Here is a 19,022-nt window from a genome sequence, read left to right as displayed (position 1 = left end):
CCCATGCCCACCCCGGCAAGTACGCGAATGGTAAGGCGTTGATCGAGAACGCGGGGAGGGTCCGCACGAAACCCGGGGTGATGCCACGGTGAACCACGGGTGGACACAGCCCACGGGCCAGGGACACGGCACCGCCCTTTTCACCCCCGCCGTGCGCCTCCGCACGCCCCTGAGCGCCGGATGCGCCGGTCAATTCCTCAGCCCCGTAAGGGAGTTCGGCACCGCACCGGGGTATGCATTGTGCGTCCGTGGGCGCGGGAGCGGGGAGGCCGGCACTGTGGCACGCCTTTCGTGGACGTCCCAACCCCCTCCCTCGCGTGGGCCACGCACCCGGCACGTCGTACGCCGACTGCGCGCCCAGGGCATGGCCGGACCCGCCTTCCGCGACGTGCTGCCCGCCCTCACCGGGACGGTGCTGACCGTCAGCTCCGTCGTCGCGGCGCTCGCCGTGGGGTACCGGGTCGCGGGTGTCGGCGTCCCGCTCGCCGCGGCCGCCCTCCTGCTGGTGACCGTCCCGCTCACGGTCCGGTACCTGCGCCCGGGCGCTCGCCGCCGCAAGGGCCACTACACGGAGCGGGAGTTGTTCGCGCTCGACACCCAGGAACTGGCGCTGGCAGTGGCCCGGATGCTGCGCCGGGACGGCTGGCGGGTGCGGCTGCTGTCCGAGCCGGAACGACCGCGCCTGTTCGCGAGCCGCACCGACGGCCGCGAACTGCACGTGGCCTTCCGCCCGGTGGCCGAGCCGCTGCCGGACGAGGACCCGCCGCTCCCCCGCGTCCGACGGTCGGAACCGGACCGCCTCGTCCACCTGGTCGTGCACCGGGGCACCTTCCGGACGCGCGACGTCCAGTGGGCTCGACGTCAGGAAAACACCCTCCTGCTCGACGGCGCGGCCCTGGTGCGCTGGGCGACGGGCGTCCCCTTCGACGAACTGCGTCCACCGGAGAAGTGACGCGGTCCCAGCAGCCGCTCGGTTGTCCGGGCGGACGTTCGGCGTCGAGCGTCGAGCCGCGTCGACATGTAGCTCAGTAGTGAGAGCGCCGGGCTTATTGACAGAACTGTGGCCCAGGCATGAAACCCGACCCGCTCTTCATGGAAGATCCCTGTGCGCGGTCGCCGGAGTGCAGCACAATCAGCTGCGTCACGGGGAAGAGGACTGAACCCCTGAATGAGGACCACGTCCTGGACAGCCGGTCCGGCAGGGGCAAGCGGGCCGCGTGGCAGGTATGGACGTCGTCAGGAACCAGGCGGCGGCCGCTGAGCGCCTCGATAGGAGGATTCAGGTTCGCCTACGCGAGCGACCTCGCGTCAGTTCGATGCGCTGCTCGAGACCCACGTGCTCCACGGCATGTTCCAGTCACTGAGGCCGTTGTCCGGGGCCACGGTGGCCTTGTCCGACGAATTCTTGACGATCACGACGTCACCGGTGATCGAGTTGTCGAAGAACCACGCGGCGGGCTGCTTTCCGTCGCCGGCGTTCCTGACGTCCTTCAGGCCGACGCAACCGTGGCTGGTGTTGACCTTGCCGAAGACCGAGTCGCCGCCCCAGTAGTTGCCGTGGATGAACGTGCCCGAGTCCGTGAGGCGCATGGCGTGCGGCACGGCCTTGATGTCGTAGGAGGGCTTACCGTCCTTTTCCGTGAGGCCGACGGTCGCAGCGTTCATGTGGACATGCCGGTACTTCTCGGAGATGACCATCTGGCCGTTGTACGTCGGGTGCTCGGCGCTGCCGGACGAGATGGGGATGGTCTTGATCGTCTTGCCGTCCCGTACGACGGACATCTGCATCGTCTTGGCGTCTACGGTGCTGACCTGGCTCCGGCCGATCTTGAACGTAGCCGTCTCCTGGAGGCCGTCGAGGTTCATCTTGACGGTGACGGTGGAGCCGGGCTTCCAGTAGTGCTCGGGGCGGAAGTCCAGTCGGCTGTTGTTGAGCCAGTGTCCGACGATCTTCTCGCCGCTGCTTGAACTGACCTGGATCTTCGACTTCACGCCGTCCTTGTCGCCGATCGCCGTGTCGAAGTTGAAGGTCACGGGCATGCCCACGCCGACGGTCGAGCCGTTCTCGGGGAAGAGGTGGCCGAGGAAGTCGTTGGCCGGGGAGACCGTGGAGATCGCGGTGTTTTCCTCGGCGGAGCGGCCCTTCGTATCCTGGGCCTCCGCGGCGACCTGATATCGGGTGGCCTGTCTCAGTGGGCCGTCCGGCGTCCAGGACGTGCCGTCCTCGGACAGGGTGCCCGGAACCTCCGTACCGGTCGCGACGGCGGTCATGGTCACCTTGGTGAGGGTGCCGTCGCTGACGGTGACATTCACGGGGTCGTTGATTCCGATGCCGTGGGCCCCACTGGGCGTGATCCTTATTCGGGCGTCGGAGACGTCCTGGGTGTCCGTCTGATGCGCCGACCCCCGCGTTTCCGGGTGGGCCCCGGTGTCGCCGGTGGCGGCGTAGCCGGTACCGGCCAGGGCCGTGAGCACGAGGGCTCCGGCCGAAGCCATAAGCACGGCGCCTCGATTGCGTGCGGTGATCAAACGCTTCTCCCATGCCGCCGGTCTTTGAAGCCCATCGCTGATCAACAGAGAAGGGCAATCAGCTCCAACGGATCATTTTTGCCTATTAGACCGTTTTGGTGAACGGTTTGTGGCGGTTTTCACACATTGAGTGCACACCCATTGAGACCCGCCCGACGTGGGGTGGCGTGTGATCGATCAGCTCTCCCCCACCGGTGTAGAGGCCTACAGGGAGAGGCCTCGCGGTGACCTGATCGTTAGGGCGGTGCCAGATGGCCGCTCAAGGGGTGCCGCACTGACAAGCGCTCCCGGCCCCGACGCTCACCAGCAGGCCGGCGTTCGCCCTTCCCTTTCACCGGCACCACAGCAGCAGCCGTCGTCGGCCGCTTCGTCTTTGTGGAGGGCCAGCGCCTTGTCATAGAGCGGTGGTTCCCACACTGCTGACCCAGACGTTGAAAGGCACAGACTGCGTCCCCGGCGCGTTCTGCCCGGAGTCGTTGTGCACGTCTTGAAGGTCGGAGCAGGCGATGACACCCGGGGCGCCGTCCACCAGATACCCCTCGACGACCCGACCCAGATCATCACAGGGCACAAAGGGCGTGCCGAACGGCAACAAGTGTGCGGGCACGGAGCCGGTGGAGCACCGAAGCTGCCCGGCCTGCCGGTCGTGCCACACGTAGAACGTCGCCGCCCCGACAAAGCCCAGCCCGTGAACACGGTCTCGGATCACCGAGGCCGTGCGCTCAAACGCCGCGACCACGTCGCCTACCGACAACGACCGCCTGTCCTCATCGTGCGCCGTGAGCGACCACGTGTTCGTCTCCCACTCCAGACGCCGGTCACCGGGCTCCAGTACCAAAGGCTCGTCGGCGACCTCGGCGATCCACTTCAACAACACCACGCCAGTATCCCCACCAGGGCCCCCACCCCATCAACCACGCATCGGAACACTGTGCCTGCCACCGGCCCGCAACCCGCCGACCCGCTGCCCGAAGAAGCCAGTCCACGCCCAGCGGCCAGGCTCCTGCTCCAGTCCGGCCGCTACGACAGCCCGCCGTATCCCGGCCGATGATCGGCCACGCGCCGGGCTTCGGCCCTGACCTCGGCATCGACCTCGGCCACCGCGGCCCCGTCTTCCAGGACGCCGTACTCGTCATCCAGGGCGGCAAGGCGCTCGGCCAGGGGCAACTGGTGGCCGAACCTCTGGTGGACCTGCCAGGTGAGCTCCCACGGCGTCATCGTGCCCGCCAGCAGCCGGCGCGCCAGCGCCCGCACCGCCGCTTCGTCCGCGGCGACACTGCCACGCGGGCTGAACACGAGGCTTAGCTCCTCGCATACGGCGGGAAGCAACTCAGGCACGTCGTAATCCGCCTCACCCCGCGTGCATCCGGCCAGCATGCGAAGCGTGGGGCTGTCCAGCCCGGCGACCAGCGCAGCGCACGCGGCCTCGACGACCTCATACGCGCGAACCTCGCCGACCCCGCACAGAGCGGCAACGTCCTGCAAAACATCGGAAGGAGATTCGGTCAACGACATCCGCGCATGATCCCCCGCACGAGATGACCCCGTCGACCACAATTCCGAAGGCTTCGTGGAGGCCGCCGCATCGTTGCCGTCGGATCCGAAAGCGGGTTACGTGCTGGTGCGCGGCAGGAGGTCAGGCGGCGTGCGGCCGTGCTGCGCGGGCCGCAGCGGCGGCGACGGTCAGCGTGTCGCGGGCGGGGTGATCGAGAAGGTCTTGCAGATCCGTACCACTGGCCGCGAGGAAGCCGTGCCGGACACTGGTGGCGATGGAGGACAGCATGGGCGGCTGGAACGGCAAGAGCCCGGGGGTGTCGAGGAGCCTGCGCCGGTACTCGCCCAGCCCGATCGTGCGGTGCCCCGCCTGCAATTGCGCGGCGACGACGCCCGCGGTGACCGGTGTGCCGACGAGGTCGTAGACGCGCCCCGCGTGGCGGGGTGCATCGTGCGCGACGATTGCCGCCACGTCGGCCAGGTCCTCACGCGCAACGGCAGCCAGCGCCCCCGCGCCGAAAGCGGATTCCAGCATGCCGCCGTCCCACATCAACAACGCGCCGAACAGCTCGGCGTACAGGCCGTTGCGCAAAATCGTCCAGCCCAGACCGCTGTCCATGACCAACCGCTCACTCACCCGGTGAGCCAGCGCGAAACCCAGGTGATCACCCGAGCCGGTCAGGCTTGTGTAGATGATGTGCCGCACACCGTCACGGACGGCCGCCGCAACTACGTCCGCATGCCGCCCGACGACCACATCGTCCTCCGCGTAACCGGCGGAGACCAGCACCAGGGTGGTGACACCCGTCAGGTCGATCGTGGAGGGCTTGTCGAAGTCCACGTGCCGCATCCCCTCACCGGGCGTGCGGCTACCGCCGACCGCATCCGACTTACGGACACGCAATGCAGCCAGAGTGAGTGCGCCCAGCTGTCCGTTCGCTCCGGTCACCAAGATCATGAGGTCGGGGTCTCCTTCGTGGTTCTTTTCCGTAACTACGATGGGATCCTGACCCGCCCGCCCACCGGCCACAAGAAGGCAGTTGGATGTCACTCACGCACACCGCAGTAACCCCCCAAGCGGCCGACCTCGACCCCTGCGGACAACCAGAGCACCCCGACTGCGGCATACGTGACGTGCTGGACCGGGTCGGCGACAAGTGGTCCGTCCTGGTGATCGTGGAACTCGCCGGCGGACCCCGGCGCTTTCGTCAACTTCAGCGCGCGATCGACGGCATCTCCCAGCGCATGCTGACCCTCACCGTCCGCAGACTCGAACGCGACGGACTCGTCCAACGCACCGTCTACCCAACCGTTCCCGCCCAGGTCGACTACCGCCTCACCGAAACCGGCGCCAGCCTGACCCACCTCGTCAAAGCACTCGCCGACTGGTCCCTCACACACCGCCCCGCCATTGCCGACGCCCGACACGCCTATGACCGACAACACCCCGGCCACAACATCCACTAGCCCAACAGCTTCGCGACCGATCCGGATGACGCGGCCGTGCACTTCCCGCAGCTAGGCAACGAGTTCACGTATGGACCAGCAGGTGAAGAGCCGGCCGAGCCCGGTCGGGCGGGCGGCGGTCTTCCCGGAGAGCACCGCATCCAACACCTGCGAGGGGAGCGTTACGCAGGCCGCAGCCGGATATGACGGGGCGACACGGACGACGGAGCCGGTACGCACGCCGCAATCGGAGCCCGGACCGTGGGCGGATCCGGAACAACGCGCAACATGGACGGGGCCCGCAGCGCGGCGAGGCTGCGCAGCGTGGGGGCGGTGCGCTGTTCAGAGGGGGTCTGTGAGTACCCCTGGGCGATGGCGTCATACAGGGCGCTGGCGAACAGGGCGATGTCGCCAGGGGTGTTGTCATGACTGACGCTGACCCGGACGGCGGTGATGATGCCGCGCCGAGGCAGGTAGAGCGGGCTCTCATCGGCGACGATCTTGCCCACCAGAATGCTGCGGTCCGCGAGACGGCGGCGCAGCACGGCAGCGGGTACCCGGGCGTGGCGGAAGGTGACGATGCCGCTGTGCCGGCCGCCTTCGGCGATCAGTTCGCTACCGGGACTGCTCTGGACCGCGGCGCGCAGCGAAGACGCCAACTGCGCAATCCTGGTGCCGGGGTCGGTGCCGGGGTTCGTGCCGACGGCACCTCCAGCGTCGGTGCCGGGGGTGATGCCGCCGTCGGTGCTGGTACCGGTGCCAGGGGTGGGGTGATGGGTGAGAGCGGCGTTGAGGGAGGCGAGGGCCGGAGCGGGCGCCGACAGGGGAGGCAGGCCGCCGTGCGGGGCCAGGACCTCGTGCAGGCGCGGTGCGGCGTAGGCGAACCCGGCGCCGTGGGGGCCGCGCAGGAAACGCCAGCCGTCCCCGGTGAGCAGGTCACAGCCGAAGGCGGCCACATCCAGGGGTAGTTGTCCAACCGCGTGGGAGGCGTCGACCGCGTAGAGGCAGCGGTGCCCGGCCAGCAGGGCCCCGACCTCGTGGACGGGTTGGACGGTGCCGCAGACCGCCGACACGTACGGCAGGCACACCAGAGCGACGTCCTCATCGAGGTGGCGGGCCATCCACGCCACATCAACCTCCCCGTCCGCGTCCTGCGCGATGACCTCGATCCGGCAGCGGGTACGCGCACGCAGCGCGAACAGTGCAGACAGCTGAGCGGGCGAGGCGTACGGGCTCACCCACACACGCTCCCCAGGATGCAGCGGCAGGCGGGACATCACCGCCGTGAACGCCTGATCGCCCCCGCCACACACCACCACATCCCCGGCCGGCGCACCCAGCAGGACGCCCAGCCGGCGCGGCAACTCCCCGTACAGGACGTCCGCGAGACGCTCCTGCACCACCAGCGGGCCCTCCCGGTCCTCCACCCGCGTCCAGCGAGCCATCACCTCCGCCACCGCAGGAGACAGGGCGCCGGCGCCGGCGGTGTTCAGATCCACCCGCAGCTGATCGAGGTGTATCGCGTTCACTGTGGGCCTCCCCCGTCAACAACACCCATGAGGCAATGTGTTGCCTCCTTCTTGGCAATACATTGCCTGGAAAGAATGGGAGTTGGCAACATGGGCTCCGGCCGCACTCAAGGCAAACCGACAAAACGTCACCCCCACCGGTGCCGGCTCGGGTGTTTCCGGCTTTCTTTTCGAGGGGTTGCCAAGCATTGCCAAAGGCTTTCCCGACCCACCAACACGCCACATAACCCCAGGCCAGAGCCCATTTGATGAGGCACGTGGGGTCGTCAGGTGCTGGCTGTGGAGTGGTTCTGGCGGGCGCGTCGAGTCAAATGCGATCCATTCCCCACCCATTCACGAGAATGCGTTGCCAATCTTCTTGGCAGAAGGTTGCCAAGCCCCGAACACGAAATTGACACACCCAAGGGAGAACCCGCCATGAACCGCATCGTCCGCATCGCCGCCACCATCACCGCCCTCACCGCGGCCGCCCTCACCATCACCACCGCCACCCACGCCGCGGACACCAGCCGCCTGGCCCACACCGTCCAGGCCGGCAACATCGGCTGGCCGTCCGCCCCGACCGCCGTCCCCGCGGGTGACATCGGCTGGCCGTCCGCCCCCACCGCCGTCCCCGCGGGTGACATCGGGTGGCCCACCTCCCCCACCGCGATCCAGGCCGGAGACATCGGCTGGCCCACCGCACCCACCGCCGTCCCCGCGGGTGACATCGGCTGGCCCACCTCCCCCACCGCGATCCAGGCCGGCAACATCGGCTGGCCCACCGCACCCACCGCCGTCCCCGCGGGTGACATCGGGTGGCCGAATGTCGCCTCCGCCTGATCACGCCCGGGCTCTACCGCCACCTCGTGACGCCCCCGCCGGCCACCACGCCGCAGCGGGGGCTTCGACGTGGCCGATGGTCCGCAGAGGCCGGCCTGCACCGTGAACGGTGACACTGGGTGACGATCACACTTTCGCCGTAAACGGCACGAGCTGTCCATATTCACGTAACAATCAGCTGATGTGGGCGAAGCGACCCCTCGTGTTATTCAATGAGGTGTGTGTCGGGAGATCTCGGGGCTCCGTCGCACCGGTCCGAATAGTCGCCCCGGCGCCGCCCCGGGGATTGTGAGAGAGCCGCATGGACTCCACACCCTCGCCCTCCCCCTCCCCGTCGTCCTCATCGCCGTTCGACCTGGTCAGCAGTGCCCTCGGGCGCTACGTTCCGCGCGGTGGAGCGGCGACGGCCGGCGGCTCCGGCGATACGGCCAGTGGCTCTGGCGACGCGCGGGGCGACCGTGCCGCCCGCCCTCGCGTATCCGGCGATCCAGCAGCCGACCGTCAGGAGCAGATTCTCGGCGTGGTCAACCTGGACAGCGACCTGAAGATCACCCACTGCAATCTGGACGCCGTCGTGTTCGCGGGGCTGGACGTCACGGTCGGGAGTTCTTTCGCCGACCTTCTGCCTCCGGGGGACGTACCGACGGTCACGCGGCGGTTGCAGCAGGTCCTGGAGATCGGCGAGGCCCACGTCGCCCGCATCCAGCGACTACGACGCGGCGACGGGTCGGAGCTGGTCGTCTCCATGAGCATCCTGCCCGCAGCCGCGCCCCAGGAAGGCTTGACCGTCTCCCTGATCGCCATGGCCAAGCGGCTGCACCTCTACGCCGCCGAGACCGCGATCGGCACCTCGCTGGACATCGGCGAGACCGCCCAGTCGCTGGCCGAGTCCTTGTTGGCCTGGGGGGATGTGGCCGCCGTGGACCTCGACTACGCCGTGTGGACGGGTGAAGGAGTCACCGACAAGGCGCAGGGACGCATTCGGCTACGACGGGCGGCCCTGGTGCCCGACCGGGTATGGCCGGAGGGGTACGTGACTCCGGGTGACGATCTTCCGAGCGACGCGAGTCGCCTGCTGGCGCAGGCGGTACGTCGCAATGATTCGCCGCAAGCCATCGTCATACCCGAGCGGGAGGCCATCAGGCGCCTGCTCGGCAGCCCGCGGGTGATACGCGCCCTGGTGCCCGGCGACCGGTCGGCGAGCGTGGCATGCCTCCCGCTGGTCCTGGACGGCACGCCGCCCGTCGTACTGGGCGTGGCGGAGGTCTGGCGGCGGGCGGACATCCCCTTCCAGGACAGCGAGCTGTTCGACCTGCAGGAACTGGTGGCCAGGACCGCCCATCACGTCGATCTGGCCCGTCAGCACCAGCGCGAACACACCCAGGTGCTGGCGTTGCAGCGCCGACTGCTGCCTCGGACGGGCGGCAACACCATGGAGATCGCCAGCGTCTATCAGCCCGCGACCCCGGACAGCGCGGGCGTCGGCGGGGACTGGGTGAACAGCTTTCCGCTGCCGGACGGCCGTACCGCACTGGTGGTCGGCGACGTCGTAGGCCACGGACTGGGAGCCGCGGCGACCATGGGCCAGCTGAGCATGGAGGCCCGCGCGCTCCTGTCGGCGGGACTGGCACCCGACGAGGTGCTGGAGCACCTGGACAAGACCGTCACGCTGCTGGACGACGCGGAGTCCGGACTGACGGCCGGCTACAGCGCCCTCGGCTCCACCTGCTGCATAGCGCTCTACGACCCGGTGAGCCATCAGGTGGCGCTCTCCAGCGCGGGTCACCTCCCCCCGGTTCTGGTGCTTCCGACCGGCCGCGCGGGGCCGCTCGCGGTGAGCCCACACCCCGGTCTCGGCGCCGAGTTCGCTCTACGGGAACCGTTCGACGTGTACACGTTCAGCGCGCCTCCGGGCTCCCTGCTCGCCCTGTACACCGACGGCCTCGTGGAGGATCCGGCCCTCTCGATCGACGATGGGATCGGCAAACTGGCGGAAGTCCTGTCCACGGTGCATCCCTGGGACACCCTGCAGCAGGCCGCGCGGCACGTCGTCTCCACTCTGGCACCCGGGCGTCAGCGCGACGACATCACCCTGCTGCTCGTGCGGATGATCGGCTACCGCAAGGAGGACACCGCGACCTGGCGGCTGCCCGCGCGCGACGACGCTCCTGCCCGAGCCCGTGCGCACGTCTCCACACTGCTGCGGCAATGGCGCGCCCGGAACGACGTACGGGACGATGTGGCTCTGATGGTCAGCGAGCTGGTCACCAACGCGGTGCGCTTCGCATCCGGTCCCGTCACCGTACGACTGATCAGGGCCGGTCACGGCCTGCTGTGCGAGGTCGGCGACACCGGCAACGGCAGGCCGCGTCTGCGCAGGGGCGACCTGCTCGACGACGGAGGGCGCGGGCTGCAGATCGTGCACAGGCTCACCACGCGGTGGGGGGTGCGGTGGACCGACACCGGCAAGGTGGTTTGGGCGGAAGTCGCGAGGTGACGCCCTCGCGCCGAGCCGTACGCCGCCCAGCACCCCGCGCCAACAGGGCGGCAGACGCGTCAGTCGACGGAGTCCTCGGGGACACCCGTGGCCCGAACGGTGACGCGAGCGACCCGGTCACGAGCGCGGGCGGGTTCGGCACGCACTACAGCCACTCCCCCTCGAGGGCGGTGGCGGTGAGGCCGGGTGCCGCGGCGTACAGGACGGCGCGACTGCCCGGCTTCTGCCCGGCGTCGTGCGCCCGCCGCAGGATGTCGAACACGGCGGCGCCTCCTCGATTGCCGCTCGTGTAGCTGTCCCGGCTGTAGTCCAGCAGCCCCGACGGCCACATCTCGGGCATCGTCTGCTCCATGTACTCCAGCACCCGCGTCCCGCCGGGGTGCGCGAGCAGCACGTCGGGGTGCCAGGACTCCGGGTCGTCCTCGTAACGGACGCGCAGCCACTCCCACATCGCGTTGACCGTCTCCTGTACGGCGCGCGGCCCTCGCCGGTCCATCACGAAGTGGGCGCCGTCCTCCCGCGTGTCCAGGCGGTGCAGGTCCTGGGTGCCGGGCAGGGTGTGGTGCCAGGCGGCGTCCAGTCGCAGCACCGACTCACGCCTCGGCCGACCGGTGACCACCGCGGCGACCGCGGTGTCGGCGAACAGCAGGCGGACGATCAAGGACTCCAGGGTGTCGTCGGCGGGCTGGTAGGTCGTGCTCAGCGCCTCCGAGATCACCACCAGCACCACCCGGTCGGGATCCGCGGCCACGAGCTCCGCCGCCAGGGCCAGGGAACGGGTCCCCGCGACACAGGCCCACTGCGTCGCCGGCAGGAGCATCACATCGTTGCGGAGCTCCAGCTTGTTGGCCAGGGACACGTCCAGACCCGGCAGCGCCGGGGTGGTGGAATGACTGGTGATCAGGCAGTCGACATCCGAGGCGTCCAGTCCGGCGATCTGCAGCGCCCCGCGCGCCGCACGCTCCCCGTAGGCCTGCACGGCCTCCCAGGCCGGAGCGGTGCGCTCCTGGACGGTCTGCGGCGCGGGTATCGCCTCGAGAGCGGCGATGACGCGCTCCACGTCCTGCTGGGTGAACCCTTCGCGCGCCAGAGCGCTTTGGGCGGGTCCGGTGCCGACGGCCCGCAGCCCGCCGCCGCTGCCGGGGGCGACGGCGGTCTCCAGCGGCAGCATCCACCCGCGGGTCGCTATACCCGTGCTGGCCGCGATGCCGTCCATCCGCGACTCCCACGCCGCATGCGGATGCCGGTCACGAACCTCCGCAACGATCTGGCTGGTCTCCACGGCGTGCTCACCGTGTATCACGGCAGGAGGACAGAGGTATGCGGCCATGATGAGCACCTTTCCAGGGGAACAGAGAGGATCGTCAGGAGGGCTGCGCCATGGGCCACTTCGGAGCGTCGGGCCTGTACCGATGGGCTCCGTCACGGGAGGCGCTGTCTCCGTCGAGCATGGACGCCAAAGGGACATTTCCGCTGTGACCTACACAACTTGAGCACTGATTTCAGGGCGTGATTCGGCACACACCGGCAGGAAAGACTCACCCCACCCGCACTCCTGGTCCCACCTGACTCGGTATCAGCCACCCTGCACAACGGTCCGCACCCGATACCGTCGGGCCAACGGCTCTCCGCTCGTTCGAAGTCGTCGACTACGGCGCCACAGTCGCCCACAAAAGCGCTCACAGACCGCTCGCTAGCTGACTACGCGCCAGGACGCGCCCCCTCGCCGAGCCGGCCCAACGCCCGGAACGACTTGCCCATACGTGGTCCCGCGCAACCCGCCGCAGGACTGTCCCGCGCAAGCCGCCGGAACCGCCCGCCCCCGGAGGTCGTCTTGGGCGCTGACTGTGTGCGAAACAGGATGACGGGGGACGTTGTGACGCGGAACGTGACGAAGGCCGGTCTCATGATGGTGGCCGTGGTGACCGTACTCGGGGCCTCGGCCTGCGGAGGCGCAGCCGGCACCGCGGCAGCGCGGAAGGACGGGGCGCGGCCCGCGCACGGGAGCGAGAAGTCAGTGGCGCCCTCGCGAGACGGGGTGCCGTCGGACCCGGCGTCGGCGGGCGCCGAGCAGGACTTGTCCGCCGTCGCGCAGGCTGCGGCAGGGCCCGTCACCCGGCAGGTGCCGTGGAACCTTGACATCCTGGACCAGCGGTCGCGGCCCCTGAACGGAAAGCTCACCACCACGGCAACCGGCAAGGGCGTCCACGTCTACGTGATCGACACCGGGATGGACATCGCCCATAAGGAGTTCGGCGGACGCGGTCACCTCGGCGCCGACTTCGTGGGGCCGAAGGACTCCGGTGACTGCTTCAACGAGGAGGGCACGGGTCACGGCACGTTCGTGGCGGGCATCATCGGCGGGGCCAAGTACGGGGTGGCACCGAAGGCGGATCTCGTACGGGTTCAGGGCATCGTGTGCGAGAGCGACGGAGGCGGCTCCCCGGCGGCGGCCGAGGCGGCCGTCGTCAAGTCGGTCAAGTGGGTCACCGCGCACGCGAAGAAGCCCGCGGTGGTGAACATGTCGCTGAACCTCGACCACCGGTCGCCGGCACTGGAGTCAGCCGTCAAGAAGATGGTCGACGCGGGAATCCCGACGGTGGTGGCGGCCGGCAACTTCCATGACGACGCCTGCAAACACTCCCCGGCCGGCGTCCCTGGCACGATCGTCGTCGCGGCCGCCACCGCCAACGACCGCCCATGGAACGACGGTGGCAGCTACGGATCCGGTTACGGACGCTGCGTGGACCTGTACGCCCCAGGCCAGAAGGTGACCGCCGCTCTCGCAGGTGGCGGCAAGGTCACCCAGAACGACGGCGCAACGTCCTGGGCGGCACCGCACGCGACCGGCGTGATCGCCCTGTACCTGTCGGCACACCCCCACGCCACGGCCAATCAGGTCCACGTCTGGCTCGACCACACGGCCACCCACGGTGTCCTGCACGGCGTACGCTCCGACACCCCCAACCGGCTGCTCAACACCGGGGGCCTCTGAGGTGCCCTCGACGTGAGGCGAGGGGTCTCCGACGAACATGGCGCCCTGCTGAAGCCCTCCCGCCGGATACGGTTGCGGTGGTTGGGGCCGGTTGCGTTTTGCGGTAGGGCGTACGACGGAAGGGCTCCCCCCCTCGCACTGCATTCCCCGCCGGACTTGAGCCTGCGCGCTGGCTGGTGGCGGGCGCCCTCGAACACCTCCGCGTACTCCGCAGCTCCGGAGACCTCCGCGCGGAATGGCCTCATTGAGGTCGGTTGCGCGCCCGCTCAGGACGAGGCCGTGGACGGCCTCGGAGTCACCCCACTCCCGTCGCACCCCTTGACGCATGGCCGATTCCGGACGAACAATTTCGGGCATCCGTTTGACAACGTTGTCTTATCGAAAGGCGCCCAGCGTGCCCGATGCTTCCCTCTCCGTCGACCGCCGCCGTTTCGTCCAGCTTCTCGGCGCGGCGACGCTCGCGGCGACCGTCCCTGTCACCCTCGGCAGTGGCGCTGCGAGCGCTCAAGGACACCCTGGTGCGGCGCCCGACACCGTCGCGGACATCTACTACCGTGTTCTGCTGAACCACACACACTGGTCCGAGACACAGTGGGACGAAGCCCACGGCTACTACACGGCCAAGGACTTCGGCTTCGCCGTGGTGCTGGGCAACGCCGTCCTCCTCACCCACGGCAGCTACGACAGCGACCGCGCCGGCGTCGACGAGAAGACACTCAAGGCCCGGACCATAGCCACGATCCAGCACTTCGCCGCGTCGAACCGGCTCACCGGCGGCACCCAGTGGGGCCGGACGCTCTTCTTCGACACCACCTTCCAGCTCTACTTCGTCCTGGCGGCCCGGCTGTTGTGGGACGAGCTCGACGCGGCCACCCGTACCAACGTCGACACCATCGCCCGCGAACAGGCCGCCTACACCACGGGCTTGGGAACGGGGAACGACCCGAACTCCGGCAGCTGGACCCCGAACGGCCTGCTCGGTGGCCATCAGGGCGACACCAAACTGGAGGAGATGGGCGTCTACGCGCAGTCCCTGGCCCCCGGACTGGCCTGGGCCACGGACGACGCCCGGCACGCGGACTGGGACAAGGTCTTCGGCACCTGGTCACGCAATGAGACCGGCCTGCCCCAGGCGGACCTGGTCAACCCGGCCCGTGTCGACGGTGTCCCCGTCTCCGACAACACCGCCCGCAACCTGTACGACACCTTCATCGTCGAGAATCACGGCTCCTTCGGCCCGCACTACCAGCAGGAGCTGTTCCGCACGTCCGGCCGAAACGCCGCCCATTTCATCACCGCCGGACGCCCGTTGCCCCAGGTGCTCACCAACCAGCCGAACGCGGACGAGCTGTGGCGCACCCTCCTCGGGGTGATGAGCGACGCCGGCGAGCCGCTGATGCCGATGGTCAACGACCGTGAACACCTCTACGGCCGTGACGTCATCCCGCTCGCCTTCCTCGCCCAGGTGGGCGGGGACCGCGCCGCGGCCCGGGCGGAACTGGCCCTCGCCGAACGGCTGGAGTCGTACCAGAAGTACCCGCCGGAGTACCGGCTGGCGAAGTTCTCCGGGGAGCCCAAGTACGAGCCGGAGGCGCGCGCGGAGGTGGCCATCAGCTACCTCCTGCACCTGTGGGCGGCGGACCATGACCGCACCGTCCGGCCCCTGTCCGCGGAGGAACTGTTCGAACACGCCTCGGGAGTCACCGACTTCGGCGCCGCCCCCGGTCTCGTGTCCCACCAGTCGGCCGGCGCCTGGGCCGGCGCCGTGACCAAGCCCGGCTTCGTGAAGTTCGCCTGGCAACCGGCCCACGACAACTGGCTGTTCAAGATCAGCGGTGCCAACCCCATGTTCCTGCCCAGCACCGCCGCTCAGGTCACCGGCCGCGAGGTGAGGACGTACACCAAACTGCGCGACGGGTTCGACGGAAGTGCCACGGCGCTGCGTCTGAGTACCGGCCAGGCCGGGCTGACCACCTTGCCCTCGGGTGCGGTCGTCTACGCGACGACCGGCGTCGCGGCGGGAGAGGGACACCTCGAAGTCCACAACCTCACCATGCCGGGCATGGCAGGTCTGACGGGTTCCCGCACCTACCGCTTCGCGGAGGGCACCGCCACCGTGAAGGCGCAGGACGCCGGGCCGGCCGGCGCCTCGCCGCGCGTGGACGAGGTCGTCTTCACGCGGACCGAGGTCAGGCACCTGCGCATGACCGGCGTCCTGCCCGACCCGACGTACGGCTACTCGCTCTACGCCTTCGAGGCCCGCGACGGCGTGAACGGCACCGACCTCGCCCGGAGCGGGACCGCGACCGCGTCCTCGTACGACCCCGGCAAGGAGCCGAAGTTCGCGGTGGACGGGAACGCCACGACCCGCTGGGCGGTGTCGAGGGCCGACCGGCCCCGGGCCGACAGTTGGATCGCCGTCGATCTCGGCGCGGCCCAGGCGGTGGACCGTGTCACGCTCCGCTGGGAGGCGGCCGCCGGACGTGCCTACACCGTGCAGGGCTCGACGGACGGCCAGAAGTGGACCGACCTCGTCTCCTGGCCCGAGCCCGACGTCTCGAGCAAGGGCGGCTGGATCGACGTCGACGGTCGCGCCGGCCTCGTCGTGCGGGGCTCGGAGCAGCCCCTGGCGGTGTACGGCGACACGGTCGTCCTGGCCGACGGTGCGGCTTCGCCCCTGCTGGCCGAGGGCTATCCCGGCATAGCCACGGACAAGCTCCGTGACCTCGCCCGCCGTGACACACCACAGGCCCAGGACGACGGCGTCCGCGCGGCTCTCACCGAGGACCATCTCAGCCTGTTCAACCTGACCGACAGGAGGATCGCGACCCGCGTCGACATACCGCAGTCCGGCATGCGCACGGTCCTGTTCGAGGGGCACCAGACCCTCACCGCCGACGGCAGCGCCTACGAGGCGCAACTCGACGCCGCCACGGCCGAGTTGCTGCCCCCGCGTATGGTGGTGAGCCCCGTCCTCGGACGGCAGCTGCCCGTCGGCTTGCGGGCGGAGGTCGTGGACGCCGCGACCGTGCGGCTCACCGGGCCGTCCTGCACCCTGCGGGTGAGCGGTCAGAACCGTACCGAGGTGGCCGTGGTCCGCGCGGGTCGCACCACCACGGTCACACTGCGGGGCGCCGAGGCCTACCCGCTGGACGACCTCGCCCTGGGCCGCACGGTCTTCCCGACCAACCCGCTCCCGCCCGGCATGTCGGCCCCGTCGGCCGCTGTCGACGGTGACCCGCACACCGCGTGGACGCCCGGGCCCGACGGCCGTATCGTCGTCGACCTCGGCGCCGAGCACACCGTCCGGGAGATCCGTACCGTGTGGACCGGAGGTCACGTCCCCGGCCTCAAGGCGGAACTCAGCAGCGACGGTCTCACCTACACGCAGGCCGGCCCCCTCACCGGGCACGGCCGGACCCGCGAACTCACCGTCGACGCCACCGCTCGCTACGTGGCTCTGGCGACCGACGCGGGGCGGCGGGGTGACGCCCGGCTCACCAGCCTCTCCGTGCGCTGACGGACGTCGCCACACGGCGAGGGGATGCCTTCCCCTCGCCGTGGCGGGACTTACGGTTTGTGGGTGACCCAGAGCAGTTCCGCCGGCCAGCGGTGTGCCCAATCGAGTGGGTCGGTTTCGTTGTAGCCGTTGGGTGTTCCGGGGTCGGGCCGCGGCTCGATGAGGTCGTCGATGACGAGACCCGCGCCGCGCAGGACCCTGACCCAGTCGCCGTAGGTGAGCTGATAGCTGGTCGCGCCGTCGCCCTCGGCGATGGTGTTCAGTCCGAAATAGTCCCGCTGCAGCGTCGGGGTCACCAGGCTGGCTGCTTCGTCGTAGCAGGCCTCGAACCAGGGGCTGGCGACGTTGAACACCAGGCGCCCGCCACGGCGCAGGACGCGTGCGGCCTGCGGGACCGCCAGGTGCGGGGGCGCCCAGCTGAGCCCACCGAAGTCGCAGAACACCAGGTCGAAACTGCCGGCGGCGAAGGGGAGTTGTTCGGCGGCACCTTGCACCAGCGGGTAGCCGGCCGCCCCCATCGCACGCGCCGCTGCCGCGAGTTGGGCTTCGGACACATCGAGCCCGACCACGGTTGCACCCTCGGCAGCCAGTGCCCTGGACCACTGGCCGGCGCCGCAGCCGAGTTCAAGGACACGCTTGCCGGCGACATCGCCCAGGGCGTGAAGGTGCGTGTCAGGGATGGAGTACATGCCCCACAGCCGCGGTGCAGCGCCGATCTGCGGGTCGTGCCCGTGCTGGTAGTCGCTGCTGATCCGGTTCCAGAACCGCCGGTTGGCGGGGATGCTGTCCACCGGCCGACTCCAGCACCGCCGGCCGGGAGCGGTCAACACGATTACGGCACAGAGCGACTTTGACCTCGGTCTGTCCCTGGCCCGGCCCACGACGTCGGACGAACCCTGGCCGACTCAGGGGGCGGTACCGTCCGCGCGCTTCGCGGAGGGGCCGGGGCGGGTGCGCGCGTCGGGCGGGATCAGCTCTCCGTGCCCCGCGGCGCAGACGACCACGGTGCGGACCTGCTCGCCGCAGCCGTCGTGGACGACCTCCAGGGGCGGGCCCTCGGGATCCGCCGTATAACGGTCGCCCCACTGCTTCAGAGCGATCATGGCGGGCCACAGCTCCCAGCCTTTACGGGTGAGCCGGTACTCGTACCGGGTACGGCTGCCCGGTTCGCTGTACGGGACCGTGTCCAGGATCCCGGCCGCGACGAGCTTCCGCAGCCGGTCGGCCAGCACACTCTCGGACAGCCCTACGTGCCGGCGGAAGTCGTCGAACCGCCGCACGCCGTTCATGCAGTCACGCAGGACCAGCATCGACCACTTCTCGCCGATCAGGTCGAGCGTCCGCTGGACCGTGCAGTTGTCGGTACTGGTGTCGAGCCACGTCATGGAGCCCATCGTAGGCTGGCTGTGTCATTGACAGCCAGGTCCCGCTCTAGCTAACTTCGAAAAAAGAAGGCAGATGAGGTCGATCGAAACGGGGAGCGTCATGGGCAGGTCACGCACGTACGACTGGGAGGACCCGTCCGTGTCCGCGTCCGCCGTCGGCCACCACAGCGGCCTCGACTTCCTCCGCGAGGTGCAGGCCGGACGCCTCCCGGCGCCACCGATCGCCGCCACCCTCGGCATGAGGCTCGAAGAGGTCGAGCACGGCCGCGCGGTCTTCTCCCTGATTCCGGGAGAGGAGCACTACAACCCCATCGGCAGCGTCCACGGCGGGGTGTACGCCACACTGCTCGACTCCGCCGCGGGGTGTGCCGTGCAGTCCGTGCTGCCGCCGGCCATGGGCTACACGTCGCTGGACCTGACCGTGAAGTTCCTGCGGCCGGTCACCGTGGACACAGGCAGGATCCGCGCGGTCGGCACGGTCCTGAACAGCGGCCGCCGTACGGCCCTCGCCCAGGCGGAACTCCTCGACGAAACCGACCGGCTGCTCGCCCACACCACCAGCAGCTGCCTGCTGTTCCCCGTCCCCGTCTGAGGTCCACGCGATTGGACGGCGGCAAGGGGTACCCCCCTCCAGGTACTGCCGTACGGCCTCGAGCCTCCCGGTGCCGATGACCTGCAAGGACGAGGTCCACCACGACCACTTCCACCGTGCCCCGGGCGGTCTGCACCAGCGCCACGGGCCGACCGCTCCTTCCGCTGTCACGACCGTCAGGCTGGCATCATCCGAGTACCTCGTCCGTACCCG

At 69.5% G+C, this 19,022-nt stretch carries 15 protein-coding genes; 7 read left to right on the top strand and 8 right to left on the bottom strand.

Annotated elements, in window-relative coordinates:
• The first annotated feature begins 277 nt into the window (after positions 1–277).
• The gene (locus ACFYQQ_RS32495) at positions 278–952 is read left to right on the top strand and encodes a hypothetical protein (RefSeq protein ID WP_356243928.1); all 675 of its coding nucleotides are present in this window, start codon (positions 278–280) and stop codon (positions 950–952) included.
• A gap of 356 nt (positions 953–1,308) precedes the next feature.
• Here the strand turns inward: ACFYQQ_RS32495 and ACFYQQ_RS32490 are convergent, their stop codons facing one another.
• The 4 genes from ACFYQQ_RS32490 to ACFYQQ_RS32475 all read right to left on the bottom strand — a co-directional run bounded on the left by ACFYQQ_RS32490 (position 1,309) and on the right by ACFYQQ_RS32475 (position 4,981).
• A complete protein-coding gene (locus tag ACFYQQ_RS32490; protein ID WP_355793604.1) occupies positions 1,309–2,496 on the bottom strand; it encodes an Ig-like domain-containing protein in 1,188 nt (395 codons plus the stop codon).
• 427 nt (positions 2,497–2,923) lie between these two features.
• On the bottom strand, positions 2,924–3,409 hold the full coding sequence (locus ACFYQQ_RS32485) for a hypothetical protein (protein ID WP_355793602.1): 486 nt from the start codon (positions 3,407–3,409) through the stop codon (positions 2,924–2,926).
• A gap of 140 nt (positions 3,410–3,549) precedes the next feature.
• Positions 3,550–4,044, bottom strand: coding sequence for a hypothetical protein (locus ACFYQQ_RS32480; protein WP_388906190.1), 495 nt, complete (start codon positions 4,042–4,044; stop codon positions 3,550–3,552).
• Positions 4,045–4,165: 121 nt separating this feature from the next.
• Positions 4,166–4,981 carry an NmrA family transcriptional regulator gene (locus ACFYQQ_RS32475; RefSeq protein ID WP_356176258.1) on the bottom strand — a complete coding sequence of 272 codons (816 nt, stop codon included), beginning with the start codon at positions 4,979–4,981 and terminating at the stop codon, positions 4,166–4,168.
• An 86-nt stretch (positions 4,982–5,067) separates the two neighbouring features.
• Here ACFYQQ_RS32475 and ACFYQQ_RS32470 point away from each other — a divergent pair, with 86 nt between their 5' ends.
• On the top strand, positions 5,068–5,490 hold the full coding sequence (locus tag ACFYQQ_RS32470; RefSeq protein WP_355795318.1) for a helix-turn-helix domain-containing protein: 423 nt from the start codon (positions 5,068–5,070) through the stop codon (positions 5,488–5,490).
• 161 nt (positions 5,491–5,651) lie between these two features.
• On the opposite strand, the gene ACFYQQ_RS32465 is transcribed toward ACFYQQ_RS32470, so the two are convergent.
• Complete coding sequence (locus ACFYQQ_RS32465; protein ID WP_356243923.1) at positions 5,652–6,998, bottom strand: aminotransferase class V-fold PLP-dependent enzyme; 1,347 nt, start codon at positions 6,996–6,998, stop codon at positions 5,652–5,654.
• A gap of 417 nt (positions 6,999–7,415) precedes the next feature.
• Between ACFYQQ_RS32465 and ACFYQQ_RS32460 the strand changes: the two genes are divergently transcribed.
• Positions 7,416–7,820, top strand: a complete 405-nt coding sequence (locus ACFYQQ_RS32460; RefSeq protein ID WP_388906186.1) for a hypothetical protein — start codon at positions 7,416–7,418, stop codon at positions 7,818–7,820.
• 301 nt (positions 7,821–8,121) lie between these two features.
• Positions 8,122–10,317 (top strand): SpoIIE family protein phosphatase, encoded by a 2,196-nt coding sequence (locus tag ACFYQQ_RS32455; protein ID WP_355793827.1) that lies wholly within the window; start codon positions 8,122–8,124, stop codon positions 10,315–10,317.
• Between the two features lie 145 nt (positions 10,318–10,462).
• Here ACFYQQ_RS32455 and ACFYQQ_RS32450 read toward each other — a convergent pair whose 3' ends face one another.
• Positions 10,463–11,647 (bottom strand): type III polyketide synthase, encoded by a 1,185-nt coding sequence (locus ACFYQQ_RS32450; RefSeq protein ID WP_356176102.1) that lies wholly within the window; start codon positions 11,645–11,647, stop codon positions 10,463–10,465.
• Positions 11,648–12,334: 687 nt separating this feature from the next.
• On the opposite strand from ACFYQQ_RS32450, the gene ACFYQQ_RS32445 reads away from it, so the two are divergent.
• The gene (locus ACFYQQ_RS32445; protein ID WP_356176099.1) at positions 12,335–13,312 is read left to right on the top strand and encodes a S8 family peptidase; all 978 of its coding nucleotides are present in this window, start codon (positions 12,335–12,337) and stop codon (positions 13,310–13,312) included.
• A 394-nt stretch (positions 13,313–13,706) separates the two neighbouring features.
• Positions 13,707–16,832, top strand: a complete 3,126-nt coding sequence (locus tag ACFYQQ_RS32440; RefSeq protein WP_388906181.1) for a discoidin domain-containing protein — start codon at positions 13,707–13,709, stop codon at positions 16,830–16,832.
• A 50-nt stretch (positions 16,833–16,882) separates the two neighbouring features.
• Here the strand turns inward: ACFYQQ_RS32440 and ACFYQQ_RS32435 are convergent, their stop codons facing one another.
• Positions 16,883–17,623: a class I SAM-dependent methyltransferase gene (locus ACFYQQ_RS32435; protein WP_388906179.1), complete on the bottom strand. Its 741-nt coding sequence runs from the start codon at positions 17,621–17,623 to the stop codon at positions 16,883–16,885.
• Positions 17,624–17,737: 114 nt separating this feature from the next.
• Entirely contained in the window at positions 17,738–18,217 is a 480-nt protein-coding gene (locus ACFYQQ_RS32430) for a helix-turn-helix domain-containing protein (RefSeq protein WP_355787483.1), read from the bottom strand.
• A 100-nt stretch (positions 18,218–18,317) separates the two neighbouring features.
• Here ACFYQQ_RS32430 and ACFYQQ_RS32425 point away from each other — a divergent pair, with 100 nt between their 5' ends.
• Positions 18,318–18,809, top strand: a complete 492-nt coding sequence (locus ACFYQQ_RS32425; protein ID WP_355787480.1) for a PaaI family thioesterase — start codon at positions 18,318–18,320, stop codon at positions 18,807–18,809.
• Positions 18,810–19,022 lie beyond the last annotated feature (213 nt).

The organism is Streptomyces sp. NPDC005496 (genome assembly GCF_042872045.1).
Lineage (GTDB): Bacteria > Actinomycetota > Actinomycetes > Streptomycetales > Streptomycetaceae > Streptomyces.
This window is presented reverse-complemented; position numbering and strand designations above follow the sequence as displayed.